At 43.3% G+C, this 15,323-nt stretch carries 15 protein-coding genes; 1 reads left to right on the top strand and 14 read right to left on the bottom strand.

The annotated features are described in order from the left end of the window. Positions 1-46: 46 nt before the first annotated feature. The gene (locus tag CIK80_RS13525) at positions 47-595 is read right to left on the bottom strand and encodes a cysteine hydrolase family protein (RefSeq protein WP_095570462.1); all 549 of its coding nucleotides are present in this window, start codon (positions 593-595) and stop codon (positions 47-49) included. A gap of 107 nt (positions 596-702) precedes the next feature. Between CIK80_RS13525 and CIK80_RS13520 the strand changes: the two genes are divergently transcribed. Then, complete coding sequence (locus CIK80_RS13520; RefSeq protein WP_095570461.1) at positions 703-1,680, top strand: GlxA family transcriptional regulator; 978 nt, start codon at positions 703-705, stop codon at positions 1,678-1,680. A gap of 142 nt (positions 1,681-1,822) precedes the next feature. Here CIK80_RS13520 and CIK80_RS13515 read toward each other — a convergent pair whose 3' ends face one another. The 13 genes from CIK80_RS13515 to CIK80_RS13455 form a co-directional block, all read right to left on the bottom strand. After that, the gene (locus tag CIK80_RS13515) at positions 1,823-3,010 is read right to left on the bottom strand and encodes a hypothetical protein (RefSeq protein ID WP_095570635.1); all 1,188 of its coding nucleotides are present in this window, start codon (positions 3,008-3,010) and stop codon (positions 1,823-1,825) included. A gap of 73 nt (positions 3,011-3,083) precedes the next feature. Then, the gene (locus CIK80_RS13510; RefSeq protein ID WP_095570634.1) at positions 3,084-4,724 is read right to left on the bottom strand and encodes a thiamine pyrophosphate-binding protein; all 1,641 of its coding nucleotides are present in this window, start codon (positions 4,722-4,724) and stop codon (positions 3,084-3,086) included. A gap of 141 nt (positions 4,725-4,865) precedes the next feature. Continuing rightward, complete coding sequence (locus tag CIK80_RS13505) at positions 4,866-6,335, bottom strand: aldehyde dehydrogenase (RefSeq protein ID WP_095570460.1); 1,470 nt, start codon at positions 6,333-6,335, stop codon at positions 4,866-4,868. Positions 6,336-6,359: 24 nt separating this feature from the next. Beyond that, entirely contained in the window at positions 6,360-7,151 is a 792-nt protein-coding gene (locus CIK80_RS13500) for an aspartate dehydrogenase (protein ID WP_095570459.1), read from the bottom strand. A gap of 22 nt (positions 7,152-7,173) precedes the next feature. After that, positions 7,174-7,968 carry an SDR family oxidoreductase gene (locus CIK80_RS13495; RefSeq protein ID WP_095570458.1) on the bottom strand — a complete coding sequence of 265 codons (795 nt, stop codon included), beginning with the start codon at positions 7,966-7,968 and terminating at the stop codon, positions 7,174-7,176. Then, positions 7,965-8,774 carry an alpha/beta hydrolase gene (locus CIK80_RS13490; protein WP_095570457.1) on the bottom strand — a complete coding sequence of 270 codons (810 nt, stop codon included), beginning with the start codon at positions 8,772-8,774 and terminating at the stop codon, positions 7,965-7,967. Before CIK80_RS13490 ends, CIK80_RS13495 begins: the two co-directional genes overlap by 4 nt. 79 nt (positions 8,775-8,853) lie before the next feature. Next, positions 8,854-9,375, bottom strand: a complete 522-nt coding sequence (locus tag CIK80_RS13485) for a cupin domain-containing protein (RefSeq protein WP_095570456.1) — start codon at positions 9,373-9,375, stop codon at positions 8,854-8,856. A gap of 84 nt (positions 9,376-9,459) precedes the next feature. Continuing rightward, on the bottom strand, positions 9,460-10,698 hold the full coding sequence (locus CIK80_RS13480) for an MFS transporter (RefSeq protein WP_095570455.1): 1,239 nt from the start codon (positions 10,696-10,698) through the stop codon (positions 9,460-9,462). A 137-nt stretch (positions 10,699-10,835) separates the two neighbouring features. After that, positions 10,836-12,056: an FAD-dependent oxidoreductase gene (locus CIK80_RS13475; RefSeq protein WP_095570454.1), complete on the bottom strand. Its 1,221-nt coding sequence runs from the start codon at positions 12,054-12,056 to the stop codon at positions 10,836-10,838. A gap of 59 nt (positions 12,057-12,115) precedes the next feature. Beyond that, the gene (locus tag CIK80_RS13470) at positions 12,116-13,048 is read right to left on the bottom strand and encodes a VOC family protein (RefSeq protein ID WP_095570453.1); all 933 of its coding nucleotides are present in this window, start codon (positions 13,046-13,048) and stop codon (positions 12,116-12,118) included. A 77-nt stretch (positions 13,049-13,125) separates the two neighbouring features. Continuing rightward, the gene (locus CIK80_RS13465) at positions 13,126-13,884 is read right to left on the bottom strand and encodes an SDR family oxidoreductase (RefSeq protein WP_095570452.1); all 759 of its coding nucleotides are present in this window, start codon (positions 13,882-13,884) and stop codon (positions 13,126-13,128) included. 63 nt (positions 13,885-13,947) lie between these two features. Further along, a complete protein-coding gene (locus tag CIK80_RS13460; RefSeq protein ID WP_095570451.1) occupies positions 13,948-14,991 on the bottom strand; it encodes an aromatic ring-hydroxylating dioxygenase subunit alpha in 1,044 nt (347 codons plus the stop codon). A gap of 28 nt (positions 14,992-15,019) precedes the next feature. Further along, positions 15,020-15,319 carry a recombinase-like helix-turn-helix domain-containing protein gene (locus tag CIK80_RS13455; RefSeq protein ID WP_095570450.1) on the bottom strand — a complete coding sequence of 100 codons (300 nt, stop codon included), beginning with the start codon at positions 15,317-15,319 and terminating at the stop codon, positions 15,020-15,022. Between the last annotated feature and the right edge of the window lie 4 nt (positions 15,320-15,323).

The raw sequence follows: 15,323 nt of genomic DNA, 5'->3' as shown, positions 1-15,323 counted from the left end.
TGAGTCTGTTTTACGGCTTCATGAGAGTTTGATTAAACCTTCAGAATTAACGCGCAAGCCATGTTTGCGTATCAACCACTTCGCCATACATAAACTCGAAGGCCGCCATAATAGTGGCATGAACCTGTACTGCAGGCACTTGGGTATCATTGAACTCTAAATCCATTGTGGCACAAGCATCTTCAACCGTGGTGACACCATAACCATAATCAAAGGCAGCGCGAACGGTAGCATCCACACACATATGGCTCATAGCACCAATCACGGTAATGTCTTTGATACCTGCGTTATCAAGTATGTCTTTAAGTGGTGTATTGCGGAATGAATTGGGATAGTGCTTCACGATGACGGTTTCATCGTCTACTGGCTTTACCCTCTCGTTGATCTCTACACCCTTGCTATTAGGCGTGAAGATTGGTGCCTCAGCAGATGGCATCTCGTGACGCACATGAATGACGGTATGACCCTTTTGTCGGGCCGACTCAATCACCAAAGCTGCATTAGCAGTGGCTTCTTCAATACCAACAAGTGGCAATTTACCTGCTGGAAAATACTCATTTTGGATGTCTACAACGATAAGAGCTTGTGTGCTCATGATTATTCCTCTTTTTTATAAAAGTAACTGTATAGGCGTACAGTTTACAAGTGCTGTGCTACACTAACGAGTGGCTGCATCGACACATAAGAGGTTAATAACGACATATGACACAAAAAGAACCTATAGAGATCGGATTGGTGATTTATGAAAAGGCACAAATGGCAGCCGTACTTGGCTTGACTGATTTACTGATCATTGCCAGTAAAATTGCTGCCAAACGTCATGACAATGCAGCCCACTCCTTACAAGTGAGTCATTGGGAAATACAAAATACTAGGCAGCAACCGACACCTAGCTTTTCTAGCAATTCAAGTGTATTCGGAAAACTTTCGGCCATCATTATTCCGCCTACGTTAGAGGAGCCTATTGGTGTAGAAGCTGCAAAGCCTTGGCTAACGTGGCTTAAAGAACAACATTCAGAGGGTGTCATACTGTGTTCTGTGTGTGCTGGTGCTTTTTTACTGGCTGAAACAGGATTACTTGCTAAACGCAAGGCGACCACACATTGGGGTTATGTAGAAAGCTTTGACCGTCGCTTCCCCGATGTGGAGCTTGATATTGATCGTATTATTATTGAAGATGGTGATATTGTGACAGCGGGCGGTGCAATGGCATGGACAGACTTGGGTTTAAGAATGGTAGATCGCTTTCTTGGATCGCAAGTGATGAATGAGACTGCTCGTGCACTATTGATTGATCCTTCAAGACGTGAACAATGTTATTACAGTGCGTTTTCTCCAATACTCACCCATGGTGATACTGCCATATTGAAGGTACAACATTGGCTGCAAAAAACTGAGGCCCAAGATATTGATTTATCCACACTTGCAAACTGTGCGCAGTTAGAGGAGCGTACTTTTTTACGTCGCTTTCATAAGGCCACGGGCATGACCTCAACCGAATACTGTCAGCGATTGCGCATTGGTAATGCCAAAGACTTTTTACAGTTCTCGTTGCTGGCCGTTGAACAAATTGCGTGGAAAGTTGGCTATAGTGACGTCAGCGCGTTTCGTAAGATATTTAAACGCATCGTTGGATTGACGCCAAGCGAGTATCGTCAGAGATTCAATACAAATCAATAGATTAAAGTAAAAAATAAGTAGAAAAAAGCCTCCTTTACGCTGAGGTAACGGAGACTTGTTTTTAGACAGTTATTTAAATGGTTACTTGATTGGATCACTCGTCATATTAAAGCCATAGCTTAATGAATTATTTTCATAGATGCTAAAAACTAAATCCAACATTTAAGTTGACCCGTGACAGCCATTTATCACTATTTTCAGACGTCGTTGACGTAAAGCCTGTGCTATTAGTCGCACCGCCAATGATATTAGCGTTCTTACCGTAAGTATGGTCTAACCAAACCAAAAACGGTGGCGCAATGAACATCAAACCTGTGGTATTCATTTGTGAGTCAGACCAGTCATCATGATGTTTTTTAAGATAACTGTAATCGTTATATACTTTGACCGCTTTTAGTGCCCCCATATCTTTCATCGGAATGGTATATGCCAAATTCACACTACCCACCGTTCCTTCTGAGGCAATAAAATAGGCTGGCGTTAATCCATTTGCCCCCATCAATGTCATACTATCATCAATCCCGCTAGGGTTTTTGGCATCATAGTCATAATGGATAAGCGAGCTTTGAACATTGAACTTTTCAAAATTATTATTAGTGTGAAGACCAACTGCATAATAGTCGCCATCATCGTTGGTCAGACCATTCTCTAGCTGCGAATAAGCACCTGATACACCAATCTCCTGCTTGCCTGATGTCGTTTCAAACTTACGAGCGATACGCGCATTGACTTGGTTTTTCTTCTCGTTCTCATATTGACTCATGGACGGAAACGTATTGTCCAACTCACTATAAGCGCCGCTTTCAGGAGAATACCGCAAGTCTTCTGCCAACATTTCAGGATAATATCCAAGCTTTACATCCCAATCTGTACTTTCATGGTTTAGATTTACACCAGGAGCAATATTGTTACCGTAACCCAAAAAGAAAGGTAAGTGATAAGTCCAACCATTTTGAGGGTAAGGATAAATCGCAAAAGGCTTATACACCAAACCTGCCTCAACACTGTTTTGTTCATCGACGTTGTAACCCACATAAGCCTTCTCGATTGAGGTTTTATCATCGTCTTGAAAGATATAACTACTATTTAAATAAAAATCATCATATTTTCCGTCTACATCTAAGCGAAAAATATCAAAATCAGGGTCGCCTAATCCAGAGTTATACTTATCATCACCCCAACTCTGATAACGCTGGTTGAATCGAATGACACCCCCAACATTTAGTTCTTTGCTGCCATCCTCACTTTTGAGTTCGAGGACTTTGGCCTGAGCGCTAGTAATGGTCGGTAGCCATAACACTGGGGCTAACACTATTAATGATTTGAAAATGAGCTTGGTCATGACATATTCCTATTATCTTGGGAGTAAAAATCCTTTTTATAAAACCAACCGATATCAATACTTAATACAATTTCTTTTGCGGTGGCCCTGCGAACTTGAGCGGACCGATCCCATTCATATTGACTTCAACCAAACACATGCCTTCTTGTTTCATAGCCTCATTAATCTTGATATCAAACTCTTCTAAAGAGTTGGCTTTGTAAGACTTACAGCCCATCGCTTCACCAAGCGCGACAAAAGAGGGCGTGTGCAGCTCGTTATAGTATTGTCTGCCATCAAAGTACTCTTTTTGAATACCACGCATGACGCCATAACCTCCGTCGTTCATCACCAGTAAAATCATATTGGCGTTCTCCTGTATGGCTGTGGCAATCTCGCCTACACCCAACATCAAACCACCATCACCTACTAGTGCCACTGTTTTCTTGTCTGGATTGGCAATTGCCGTACCAATACCATGTGATAGACCAAGGCCAATAGCACCTGCCAAAGAATGAATGTTCTGTAACGGCTTATTGACTGGAAACAATCGACTGCCCCACGTGCTGCCCGACATCGTAATGTCTCTCACCAATATGCCGTCTTCTGGCAAGGCTTTACGCAGCAAGTAGCACAGATCAGCATACGGCCCTAGCTGAGTCTCTAGTGCATTAATGGCAAAATCTTTAGCTGCTTCGATGCGCTGATCATAGTCGCTATCGGTTTTATCAGTGTCTCCTAACTGCTGAATCACGCGTTGTAAAAATGATTTTGCTTCAGTACAAAAAAAGTGTTTGACCGAGTAATTTCTTTGCTGCGCCATTGGGCTTGCATCGATCTGTATCAGGTTTTCTGGGAATTTTAGTGAGTAGGTTTTTGTCTCATTACTACGTAAGCGAGAGCCAATAACGATGCAAGCATCACTCTCTGTGATAAGCGCTTCGACTGCGGATGAGTTATGAAACGCATTTAAACTTCTTGGGTGCGTATCGGCTAAGACACCGCGCGCATGAGTGGAGGACACCACAGGTATGCCCATGTCAGCCAATTTTTTGATCTCATCGCTCGCTTCGATACAGCCGCCGCCTATCCATAAAATAGGGTTTTTGGCAGATTTGATTTGATTTGCCACAAAATCCACAGCATGCTCAGGGGCGTCAGGCAATTGCATAGCGCCCACATACGACAACTCAGTCGGTAGCTCAATGGTTGTCGCTTGTACATCAATCGGTATTTCAATACTGACGGGGCCTTTGGGCACAGTCGTCGCTACCCGAATCGCCTCTCTCACCATGCCAACTGCATGCTCAGGACTCAAAATTCTAAAAGCTGCTTTACTACTGGATTTTAAGTAACCAAGCTGATCAGCCGCTTCATGGATAAAGCTTGCATCACGATCCAAGTATTCTTTTTCGACTTGTCCTGTAATATGAATCACCGGGCTACCCGCGTTACAAGCTTCAACCAAAGAACCAATGGCATTCCCTGACCCTGCACCTGTACTGGTAATGGCCACGCCCAATCCTTTGAATCGAGAGTAGGCATCTGCCATATTGACGCATCCTGCTTCTCCACGTGAGCAGATAAATCTGATTTTATTCCTTCGACCAATGGCATCGGCAATCGGTAGGTTGTGAATAGAAATCAAGCCAAAAACATCGCTCACACCATGCTCTTCTAAGACTCTGGCTACTGCTTCACCAACAGTCACTGTCGTTTTTATGCCAGTTGTAATCGTGGTTGTCATAATCTCATCCCTGTCTATAGGTATCATCTGATTGCTTAATAAGAATGTTAAACATGGTTTTTTGGTACATTGTTTTTTGGTACATGGGTACTTGCTAAATAGTTATTTAGTACATAGCTATTTGGTTTCACACCACGGGTTTGGCGTTTCATCAAGGTTCAAAAATATGCTTTTTGTTTGCATATAATCCAAAATACCGAGACGTCCTTTTTCTTTACCGACGCCGCTTTCTTTGTGTCCACTAAAAGGCGTAGCAATAGAAAATTTCTTGTAAGTGTTTATCCATATCGTGCCAGCTTCAAGGCGCTTTGCCATATCAAGCGCTTTGCGGTAATCCTCTGTCCATATGCCAGCGGCAAGACCATAGACACTCTGATTCGCCTCAGCCACCAATGCCTCTTCATCATTGAATGACATCACAACCAGTACGGGGCCAAATATCTCTTCTTGGCAAACTTGGGCTTGGTTGGTTAACCCTGTAATGATGGTTGGCGCGTAGTAAGAACCTTTATCAAATTTTTCGCCAGTGAGTTTGTAGCCGCCAGTCACGACATTACCGCCCTCATCTTTAGCCATTTTGACGTAGTCATCAACTGTTTTAAGATGCGCTTCACTAACTAAAGGCCCCATTTGTGTGTTGGATGCTTCTGGGTCGCCCACGATGATTTTCTTGGTTTTCTCAATCAAAACATCTAAAAACTTGTCGTAAATACTCTGATGAACAAATAGTCTTGAGCCTGCAATACAAGCTTGTCCCGATGAGCTAAAAATGCCATAAATCACACCGTTTACTGCGATATCAACGTTGGCATCCTCAAAAACAATCGTAGGGGATTTACCACCCAACTCTAAGGACGTAGAAATAAGCTTTTCGGCTGCCACATGAGCTAAGTGTCTACCCGTACTGGTACTGCCAGTAAAAGAGATTTTTTGTACCAGCGGATGTTTGACAATCGCTTCTCCAACGATAGAACCCCTGCCTGTCAATACACTAAATAAGCCTGCTGGCAAGCCGGCCTCTTCAAGTATCGTCGCCAGCTCAAGGGCGATAAGAGAGGTTGCTTCAGCAGGTTTTAGAATAACGGCGTTACCCCCTGCCAGTGCAGGTATGATTTTTTGTATCTCTGACGCAATTGGAGAGTTCCATGGTGTGATCGCGGCAACGACCCCTAACGGCTCATAAGTGGTGAACGTCAAGACAGACTTGATGCGCTGATTGGTCAGCTCGTTGTCTAAAGTCTCAAGACAACTGGCGATATACCGAGTCGTGGCGATCGCACTATTTACCAGACCCATGGTTTCAGAGATCGGCTTACCGTTATCTCGGGTTTGCAATTTGGCTAAAAATGTCTTTTTGTCTTCTAATAGGTTCGCCACTTTAAATAAAATGGTGGCTTTTTCTGAGGGTAGCGTGTCGCGCCAGTCTGAGTGCCTCCAAGCAGCATCAGCCGCTAAAATGGCTTCATTAACATCATCCAAACTTGCGGTTGATATTTCCGCATTTTGTGAATGGTCGGCTGGATAATAGCTTTTTGTCGGTTTGCCACCACCAAGTTTCCACTTACCAGCGATAAATATTTTTTTCATAAGGTTTCTCACATTAATGGCGCTTTATATTTGTAAGGTTTGGTCGATCCGACAGCACAAGCGCAAAGCACTAAAGGCTGCTAAACTTGAAGTCTTGGGATTTTCGGCTAATGGTAATCCAGTCATACTGATCTCAAGCTTGCCGAACACGCCTTCAGCGGTGATATGATGAATGTTGTGTTCAAGTGCTGGATCAGCGATTAACTCTACCGTCGTATTATCAAGACCAATACCTGCCAGCGCGATGGTAGCAGCAACGTTTGAGTTGGCTGGGAATAAAGCCGCCGCTTCTCTCGCAGTGCCTGTAAAGAAGACCGTTGCTTCTTTTAAATGGTCGTAATCGATAAGCTGATCGGCATGACTGCCCTTCCAGCTGTCGGGCTGCTTTCTGCCTTGATAAACCACACGATCGAGTCCTGCCAAACTTGCCGCATTGATACCATCAATGCCAGCCACGGCACCTGCTAAGATATGGATTTTTACTCCGTTTCTTTGTGCGGTATCAGCAAGTGCTACGGCAAACGTTTCATCGGTAAGTGCACCGACGGAGACAATGCCAAGCGGGATACATTTTTCCAAGATTTTGATGGCGTGTTCTTTGAGTCCATTTTGGCCTGACATCTCAATGGCCAAATCAGGCATGTGAGTCAAATCATCAACGCAAGTAATCACCTCGATAGATTCGCCTATTTCCGCCTTGATACTGTCTACGCTTTTAGGGCTGGCAACTACCGCTGATAAAACGATATTTTCAGGCAACATCTTATGTACTTTTTTTGCCATTGATCCGTAGCCTATGAACATCACGCTTTTCATGCCTTACTCCTATTTATATCTTTTATATTTCTTTGCTCAAACCACCAGAGACGTCAACCACCGAGCCTGTGGTATAAGAGGATAACGGAGATGCCAAAAACAACAGTGCGTAAGCCGCCTCCTCTGGCTTGCCTAAACGGCCAAGTGGAATCTGCTTTTTGGCAGCGACATGAGCCGTCCATTCTTGCCAGTTTTTGGTTTTATCTGATCGTTCCTCAAAACGTCTGCGCCACTGTCCAGACTCCACCAACCCAATCAATATAGAGTTGACTCTGATGTTTTCTTTGACCAGCTCATTAGCGAGATTTTTACTTAGATTTAATAAGCCTGCTCTGGCAACTGAGGTTGCTACCATGTGAGTTTCTGGCTTTAGACCCAGCAAAGAGTTCACATTGGTTATCGATGCAATATCGGACTGCTTTAGATGTGGTAACGTCGCATTAATCATATTGACCACGCTAAAAACTTTTAACTTAAGCTCATCAACCCAGTCTTGCTCTTCGGTTGCAAAAAAATCTGCCACTTTACCTTGTCCGGCGTTATTCACAAGCATGTCAATTGCACCAAATTTTTTGATCACTAACGCGACATAATCTTCTACTTGCTCTTTGTCGAGCACATCACAGTGATGAATGAACATCTGGTTTGCGTCGTATTCTGCACTCAACGCGTCAAAGGTTGATTGAAGTTTCTCTTGGTTTCTACCACACCAAGCGACTTTGGCACCTTCTGCTAGGAATAGCTTGACCAATTCAAGTCCTATACCAGAGGAGCCACCAGTGATGATGACTACCTTATCTCTTACTTTAAAACTCATAAATCATCACCTTGAATGATTGATAAAAGGACTTGGTTAAAACGCGCTGGCTGATCCAAGTACGATAAATGACTGGCTGCATCGATAGCATGCAATGAGATGTTTTTATGCCGCGCTGCAATCTCAAACATAATCTTGGGTGTGGTGATACCATCCTCAGTGCCATAGATTAAGTCGACAGGTTTGTCTATCTTTGCTAGATAATGGTGAATACTGTCATGTGCCAATAACCGTGATGACTTTTCAAACCCTTCTATCGTAATGCGTTCCATTATTTTTTCGAGCAGCGCGACCTTGTCCTCACTGGCATCAAATAATAAAGCGCTACTCCTTTGCCTTGCCATCTCTACGCCGCCAAGTGTCCTTAATAGTTTTGGACGCATCTTGGCAATCTCATCTTGCGTTGCTTGCTCAAACTCTCCGTAGCCTTGGGCGGGATTGACCAAGATCAGCTTATTTACCTTGGCTGGGTATTTGGAGGCAAAACCTGCGGCGATAAGCGCACCTAAGGAATGCCCTACGAGATGAATACGATCGATATTTTTTGATTCGAGAAGCGTCAATAGTTGCTGGCTGTAATCAAGCGCAGTAGGCATCTCTTGTTCAATTTGCTCACTCTTACCATATCCAGGCGCATTCCACGCTAAAACAGAAGCGTGAGTTTCCAAGGCGTCCACTTGGTTTGACCAAGAATCAGAACCTGAGCTGATACCGTGTAACAAGACAATCGTCTCCTCACCCAGCCCATCATTTTGAATAAACTCAATACGACTGATGGAGTCATATTCTTTGTCAAAATTTCTCATACAGATTCCCTTATGTATCCAAAAATCAGAGCCGATTCATCTCGTTACCATTGATGAAACAAAGACGTGTTCGCAAGATCTAACGTTTAATCTTAGACAACGGATGGTCATCTGGGTAAGTCGGAATGACAGGTTTTGGATTACCAATCATGACGCACATCAGCGCATCTTCTTGCGTATGATTTCGAAGCCCTCTATACACATTGGGCGGTATTGAGATCAAATCTCTATAATTCAAAACCAAAGAAGTTTCTTCACCGTTCTCTTCTACCGTTAACTCAATGGAGCCGCGAAGCATAAAAAAGACTTCTTCAGCATCGGTATGCACATGCGGTGGGCCTTCACACCCTGCTGGTAGCAACATTGTCGAAAAGGTAAAGTTTTCAGCTGGCACTGTATTGGTATCCCCAGAAATACCAGTCGCCCCTGTTCCCATATAGCGCATTTGAGCGCGTCTATACTTAGGATCAAAATCTGCTTGAAACTTCAGCGCGCTAAAGTCGTACTTGCGATTTTCAAATCTTGCGACACGGGTTGATATCCAATCTTTTAGCGTACTGCCTTCTGGTCTTTTCCAAGTTTCAGTGTTTTTAGTATTCATAACTGTACTCCTTGTGGTTTCACTCACTATTTAATCGGTTGATTTAACAAAATTTTGTGCTGTTCACGCTCTTTCTTTTTACATCTAATATTTCTTGAGCAATGGCACTAAGAAGAAAGACGATACGATAGCCACACCAGCTAAGAACATGATCCCGTAGTCAATATTGCCTGTATAAACAACAATATATCCGATGATTACAGGTGCTAAGGCACTACCAAAATTCCCAAATCCATTAAAAATACCGCCTGCAGTCGTTGCCACTTCTTTTGCTGTGGTATTGGCAAGTAGTGCAAAAATGGCAGACACATTAAATCCCCATAAGAAAGCACTGGCAGACATAAAGATGAGGACATTCACCACACTTTGTTGATAAATTAATAAGAACATGGTGACGCCAGCGCCAAACAAACCACCAAAGACTTGCAGTGCTCTTCTGTGCGGATATCTGTCTGAATTAAAGGCACCAATGATTTCGCCTACGAGCATGGCTAAGAAGGGAATCATAGATAAGCTGCCAAACTGCTTTAAATCAAATCCTTTTGCTTCTATTAGGTAAGTCGGTATCCAGCTGTTGAGACCCCATAAGTAGGCCAACGTCCCGACATTGAAAAAGGTAACCAACCAAAACGGCTTACTGCTTAACAGTTTTGTGAAGTTTGTTTTATGGTCAACGCTCTTTCTATTCGCTTTCACATACGTAATACCCTTTAAGCCAAAAAACACGAGGATTAATAAGAATATGGTGATAAACGATATGAAGAAGAAGGTGGCTTCCCAGTGGTAGTTTTGTAGAATAAGCGCGGTCAGTGGAAATCCAAGCGCCGCACCCAGCGGTGTACCCAATAAGAATAAGGTAGACGCACGTGCCTGCTCAGATTCTGTATAGTTTTGCTTAACAATGCTGTAGCAGAGTGCCAATAACGGCCCTTCAGCAATGCCAAGTAACACACGGTAGAACAAGAGCATGTAAAAATTATTGGTCAAACCCATCAGGAGCATCAACACGCCCCAACTGGCAATACCGCACAGTAGGATTTTTTTTGGTCCAAAAATATCACCCACAAAGCTAAGAAAAACGGATGAGAGACCATAGGCCAATAAGAAGATACTCATCAACCAGCCCAGTTTGGTTTTATCGCCTGCAATCCCAAAGTCAGACAAAAAAGCAGGATCTGAGAAAAGGACAGCGATACTAATTTTGTCAAAAAATGCCAGTATCACTGTTATCATTAATACAATGGCGGGTAACCAGTATCTAAAACCACCCGGTCTATTTCTTTTTGCGCCTACAGCATCAACATTGTCTACGGTTATATCCATTTCTATCATCCTTGAGAATTGACTTAAGATTTGATGATGCAATCAATGATTGAATAACATTCAAATCGTCTAGTAGAAGCGTCTTTCCTATTCAAAAAATAGCACTGCATGTATAAGGGTCTATTTTCTGTGATTAGCTATTTGGGTTTTATCTTCATAAGATTGAATGACTGGTCTTTTAGCATATCTGGATCAAGTGGCCATTCTGCCTTAATCCACCTTTTGGCCATTTTGACAATTTTGTTGTTGTTGACGGCGACTAGGTAACGCAGTTTTTTCTCTTGATCGAGATAAAAAAAGCAGTAATCTCCCTCTTTATCTGCTCTAACCACCAATTGACAGTGGTCGATATCGACAGGTGAACCTAATATTTGAATGTTTTTATCGTATTGATCGGACCATAACCATGGTGTCTCTTCATAAGGTACCTGCTGAGAAAGCATAGACTGGGCAGCAATAACACCTTGATGTTGAGCATTTGACCAAGACTGAATACAGAATCCCAAACTGGGGTGAATCGCCACATCGCCTGCCGCATAAACATTAGGATCACTGGTTTGGCAGTATTTATTAACGACAATGCCATCACTCGTTTCTAACCCTGATACTTCAGCAATCTCTTTATTGATATGCGCTCCTGTGCCCAAAAACACCAAGTCATAGACAGCCGTATCGGTGTCATTGCTAACGTGGATGCTGACGCTTTGATCCTCATCTGATTGATTTAAGTCAAGGTGTTTACAAGACAGTCTGATATGGACGCCTTGCTGCTCATGAAGCGCTAATAAATAATCTGACACCTCTTGACTCACGCTTCTGGCGCACAATCTGTCATTCATCTCATATAGGGTCACGTCGATATTTCTTTTGGATAAAGAAGCGGCGACTTCTAAGCCGATCCAGCCACCACCGATAATGCCGACCTTTTTTATATGGTTGAGTTTTTCCTCAATGCGCAGACTGTCCTCAATATTGCGAAGGCTGACAACATTGTGAAAAGAAGACCATTCTTTAACAGGGATTTTTGCCTTACTTCCAGTAGCAATCAATAACTTATCGTATGGAATTGCTTGGTCAGTATTGGTATAGACCTTCTTATTCTGACGATCGATGTGAGTCACTTTGACTGGCTTTAATAACTCAATATTGAGCTCATCGACAACCTCATCTTTAAAAATCTTTAAGGATTCGTGAGTGACTTCACCCAATAGCACTTGTTTGGATAAAGGAGGACGTTCGTAAAAGGCATGATTTTCATCACCTATAATTGTGATGTGACCTGCATAACCTTCAGATCTTAAGGTTTTTGCCGCCCATATTGCGGCCTGACCTGCACCAATTACGACTATCTGATTCATGGTAAACCTCCTTGTGTGTGTGCCATCTCTTTCCATATAACTCATGTAGCTTTGGTCATTCACATGTTATTGATTTGCCGTCTCGTGGTGTCATCAATACCACCCTCGACTGCCCACTCTGTAAACAAATCCAGCGAGTAATCATAATGACGAGCTTGCCATTCCGGCGTTAAGTAATCGTCGTTGGTGTAGTATTCAAATGCCCCGCCAAATGGTGAATGGACATACCAAAAGTACGCGGAGGACACAGGATGGCGACCAGGGCCGATAAATGAATCCCATTTTTTTCGGTTCATGTGCAGACCACCGCCAATGACTTCATGTATGTCTCTGACAATAAAGGCCACATGATTTAATCCAGGCGTATCCTTATGGGGCAGCTTCAATAAAAACAGATTGTGGTGCCAGCCCTCGCCAGAACACCGTAAAAACGCTCCTCGATTGTTATAAGCATCCGACAGATAAAAGCCTAATTTGTTTTCGTAAAATGTTTGTGCTGCTGCAAGATTGGGGCTAAAGAGAACAACATGACCCACACCCAATGGCGAGGCTTGTTCATACACTGGACTGGCTTGATTGATTCTATTAATAGAACCATACTGATTGATGCCAGCGCTTGCTTTATCGAGGCTGGTTTGCATGACGCAGATTTCAAAAGACAACGTCAGTCCATTTGGATCACGGCAATACAAAATATCGGTCTCTGCTTTATAACCGTCGACACCTTGTAAGCTATCCTTTAGCTTGTCAAAACTCTCTTGATTATCGACTGCCCAAGTCACTTCTCTTAGCGTCGAGCCGTCTTCAAAAGCAGGAGGTAGTCTGGCATCATCTTTATCATAGACATAAATAGCACTACCGTTGTTCATACTAAATTTTGTTGTGCCCTCTATCTCTGAACTGACTGCTTCTAACCCAAAGTCAATTGCAAAGTTTTGGCATTTTTCTCGGTCTTCAACACCGAATTTTAAGGTTTTAATTCCGTTTATCATGTGAAATCCTTATTGGAATGCTTTGGTCACTCACAGTGACGCAAGCTTGCTAGTTAAATACCATCAGTTAAATACCATCAGTTAAATACAAAGCCACCATTTACTGGAATGTTTTGACCTGTGACAAATGAGGCAAGGTCAGACAACAGATAAACTGCTGTGCCATCAATGTCTTCAGGATATTGCTTTCTGTTGAGCGCGCGACCATTGACATAATGATCGTGGCGTTGCTGTGGTACATAAGCAGTTGCCTCAACGATGGTAAGGCCTGGCAAAATACAATTAACACAGATGTTGTCTTCACCAAGCTCACGCGCCATGGAACGGGTCATAGAGATGATTGCGCCTTTACTCGCGGTATAAGCCATCAGGTTTGGCGCGCCCCAAAGCGCGGTATCAGAGGCAATATTGACAATCTTTCCCGCAGTAGAAGCTCTGAGATAAGGAATCAATGCCTTACTCAATAACCACGTGCCTTTGACATTAATCTGCATCACTCGATCCCACAGATCCTCGTCATAATCCATCATGTTTTTGCCGCCAACCCCAGTCGCTAATGCGCCGCAGTTGATGAGACCATCAATTTGATCATTCTGAGCAATCACGTTATCAACTGTCGATTTGATGTTTGATGCTTCTGCAAGATCTATCTGCCAAGCAGTTGCCTTTAGTCCCTGCTCTTTTAACAAGTTGGCTTGACTATGGACCTCATCTGCCAAGATATCCAACATGACCACGTCTGCGCCTTGCTTGGCACAAGCAGTGGCAAAAGACAGACCCAACCCACGAGCCGCGCCTGATACAACAATTCTCTTATTGAGTAATAGATTGTTCATTAGTGCTAAAACTCCCTTTCAATTTGTATTTTGCTCGTATGCCAGAGTTAAGAAGCAGTCCAATTAAGCGCTGGCCTTCTCTTCTTTTAACTCTTTTGACGCTTGCAGCTGGTTAAATTGTTTTTTACCTTCTTTTTGAAAGATTCTTCTTAAACGGGCAAGCCCCACGTCGTGCTGATACAAAAACTCATGAGCCTGCGCCTGTGGTGCCATATTTTCTAAAATAATTCTGTCTTGTTCTAAGACATCCCAATGCAATTTTTCCAGATAAGTACGGTACATAAAGCGCCACGTATCACGTTGCCAGCCTTGCACTTCACGGCAGCGCCAAAAGAAAACACGGGTATGATGCTCGTCAATCGGTGTGGCAAAACCAACAATCCAGAAAACACCACCAGGCCCAAAATCTTTCTTATAAGGAATAGACAGTCTTAACCAAGGGCTACCCGTATCGCCATATTCTACCCAGTCAAAATTTACGCCTTTTTGACCTGTTTTTTCGAATACGAAGCCATCTTTGGTTTTTCTGAACTCCATATCAGATTGTTTATCTCCCTCTGACATGGAATGAGAAGTCGCGTGCAAAAAAGCGCCGTGCATTGGATCCATCACATTATCAACGGCATACTGATAATTGACCTTCCAATCAGCCATGCACAAAAAGCTACTCCAATCATCACTTGCTAGCTGTTCTGGTAATTCAAGTGGTGTTGGCGCTTGACCATCTTCTAAACCAAACCAGACAAAGACGGCACCATTTGACTCTTCGACTGGATAGCTCCGTACGCAGGTCTGACCTTTCATTGGGCAATCATTCACCGCTGGAACATCGACGACTGTACCCGTTTTGTAGACTTCTACCCCGTGATACCAGCAGGCAACCTTGTTACCCAAGTTCCAACCTAGAGATAGTCTGGCACCGCGATGCGGACATCTGTCTTCGAGGGCATGGACTTTGCCGTCTTCATCTCTCCATAACACAAGGTTTTCACCCAATCGCGTGATACCTACTGGATTCGACTCTATTTCCCAAGAAGACAATACTGGATGCCAGCGATTCCTTAGTCCTAATGACAAATACTCTTCTAATGACTGAAACTGTCTCATCGCCTTATACTCCTTATTTGATGATTTTTTAATATCCCAACCGTGCCATTTCTCGTTCAAACGACTCAGTGGTAAAAGCGCTGCCATCTCCATGAAGCATGCCTTGCTCATTCAGGGCGATGACGACTGCTTCTACAGTCTCAGCACCAGACGAAAATGCCATCACTAAATTTTTTGCTAAAGACAATTCATAGTCTGTCGGCTCATGATCGCGGGTCTGCCAAACCATCAATGTTGGCTGCCCTGGCATTTGAATATTGTTGATACCTGCATCCTTGCTAGGACTGTGTTGCTTCCAACGGATCAAGCTTTCGTTGTATTGCTGCATCCTC

The sequence above is a fragment of the Psychrobacter sp. JB193 genome, assembly GCF_002285555.1.
Lineage (GTDB): Bacteria > Pseudomonadota > Gammaproteobacteria > Pseudomonadales > Moraxellaceae > Psychrobacter > Psychrobacter alimentarius.
The sequence above is the reverse complement of the archived record's forward strand: the minus strand, read 5'-3'. Positions and strand labels throughout refer to the sequence as shown.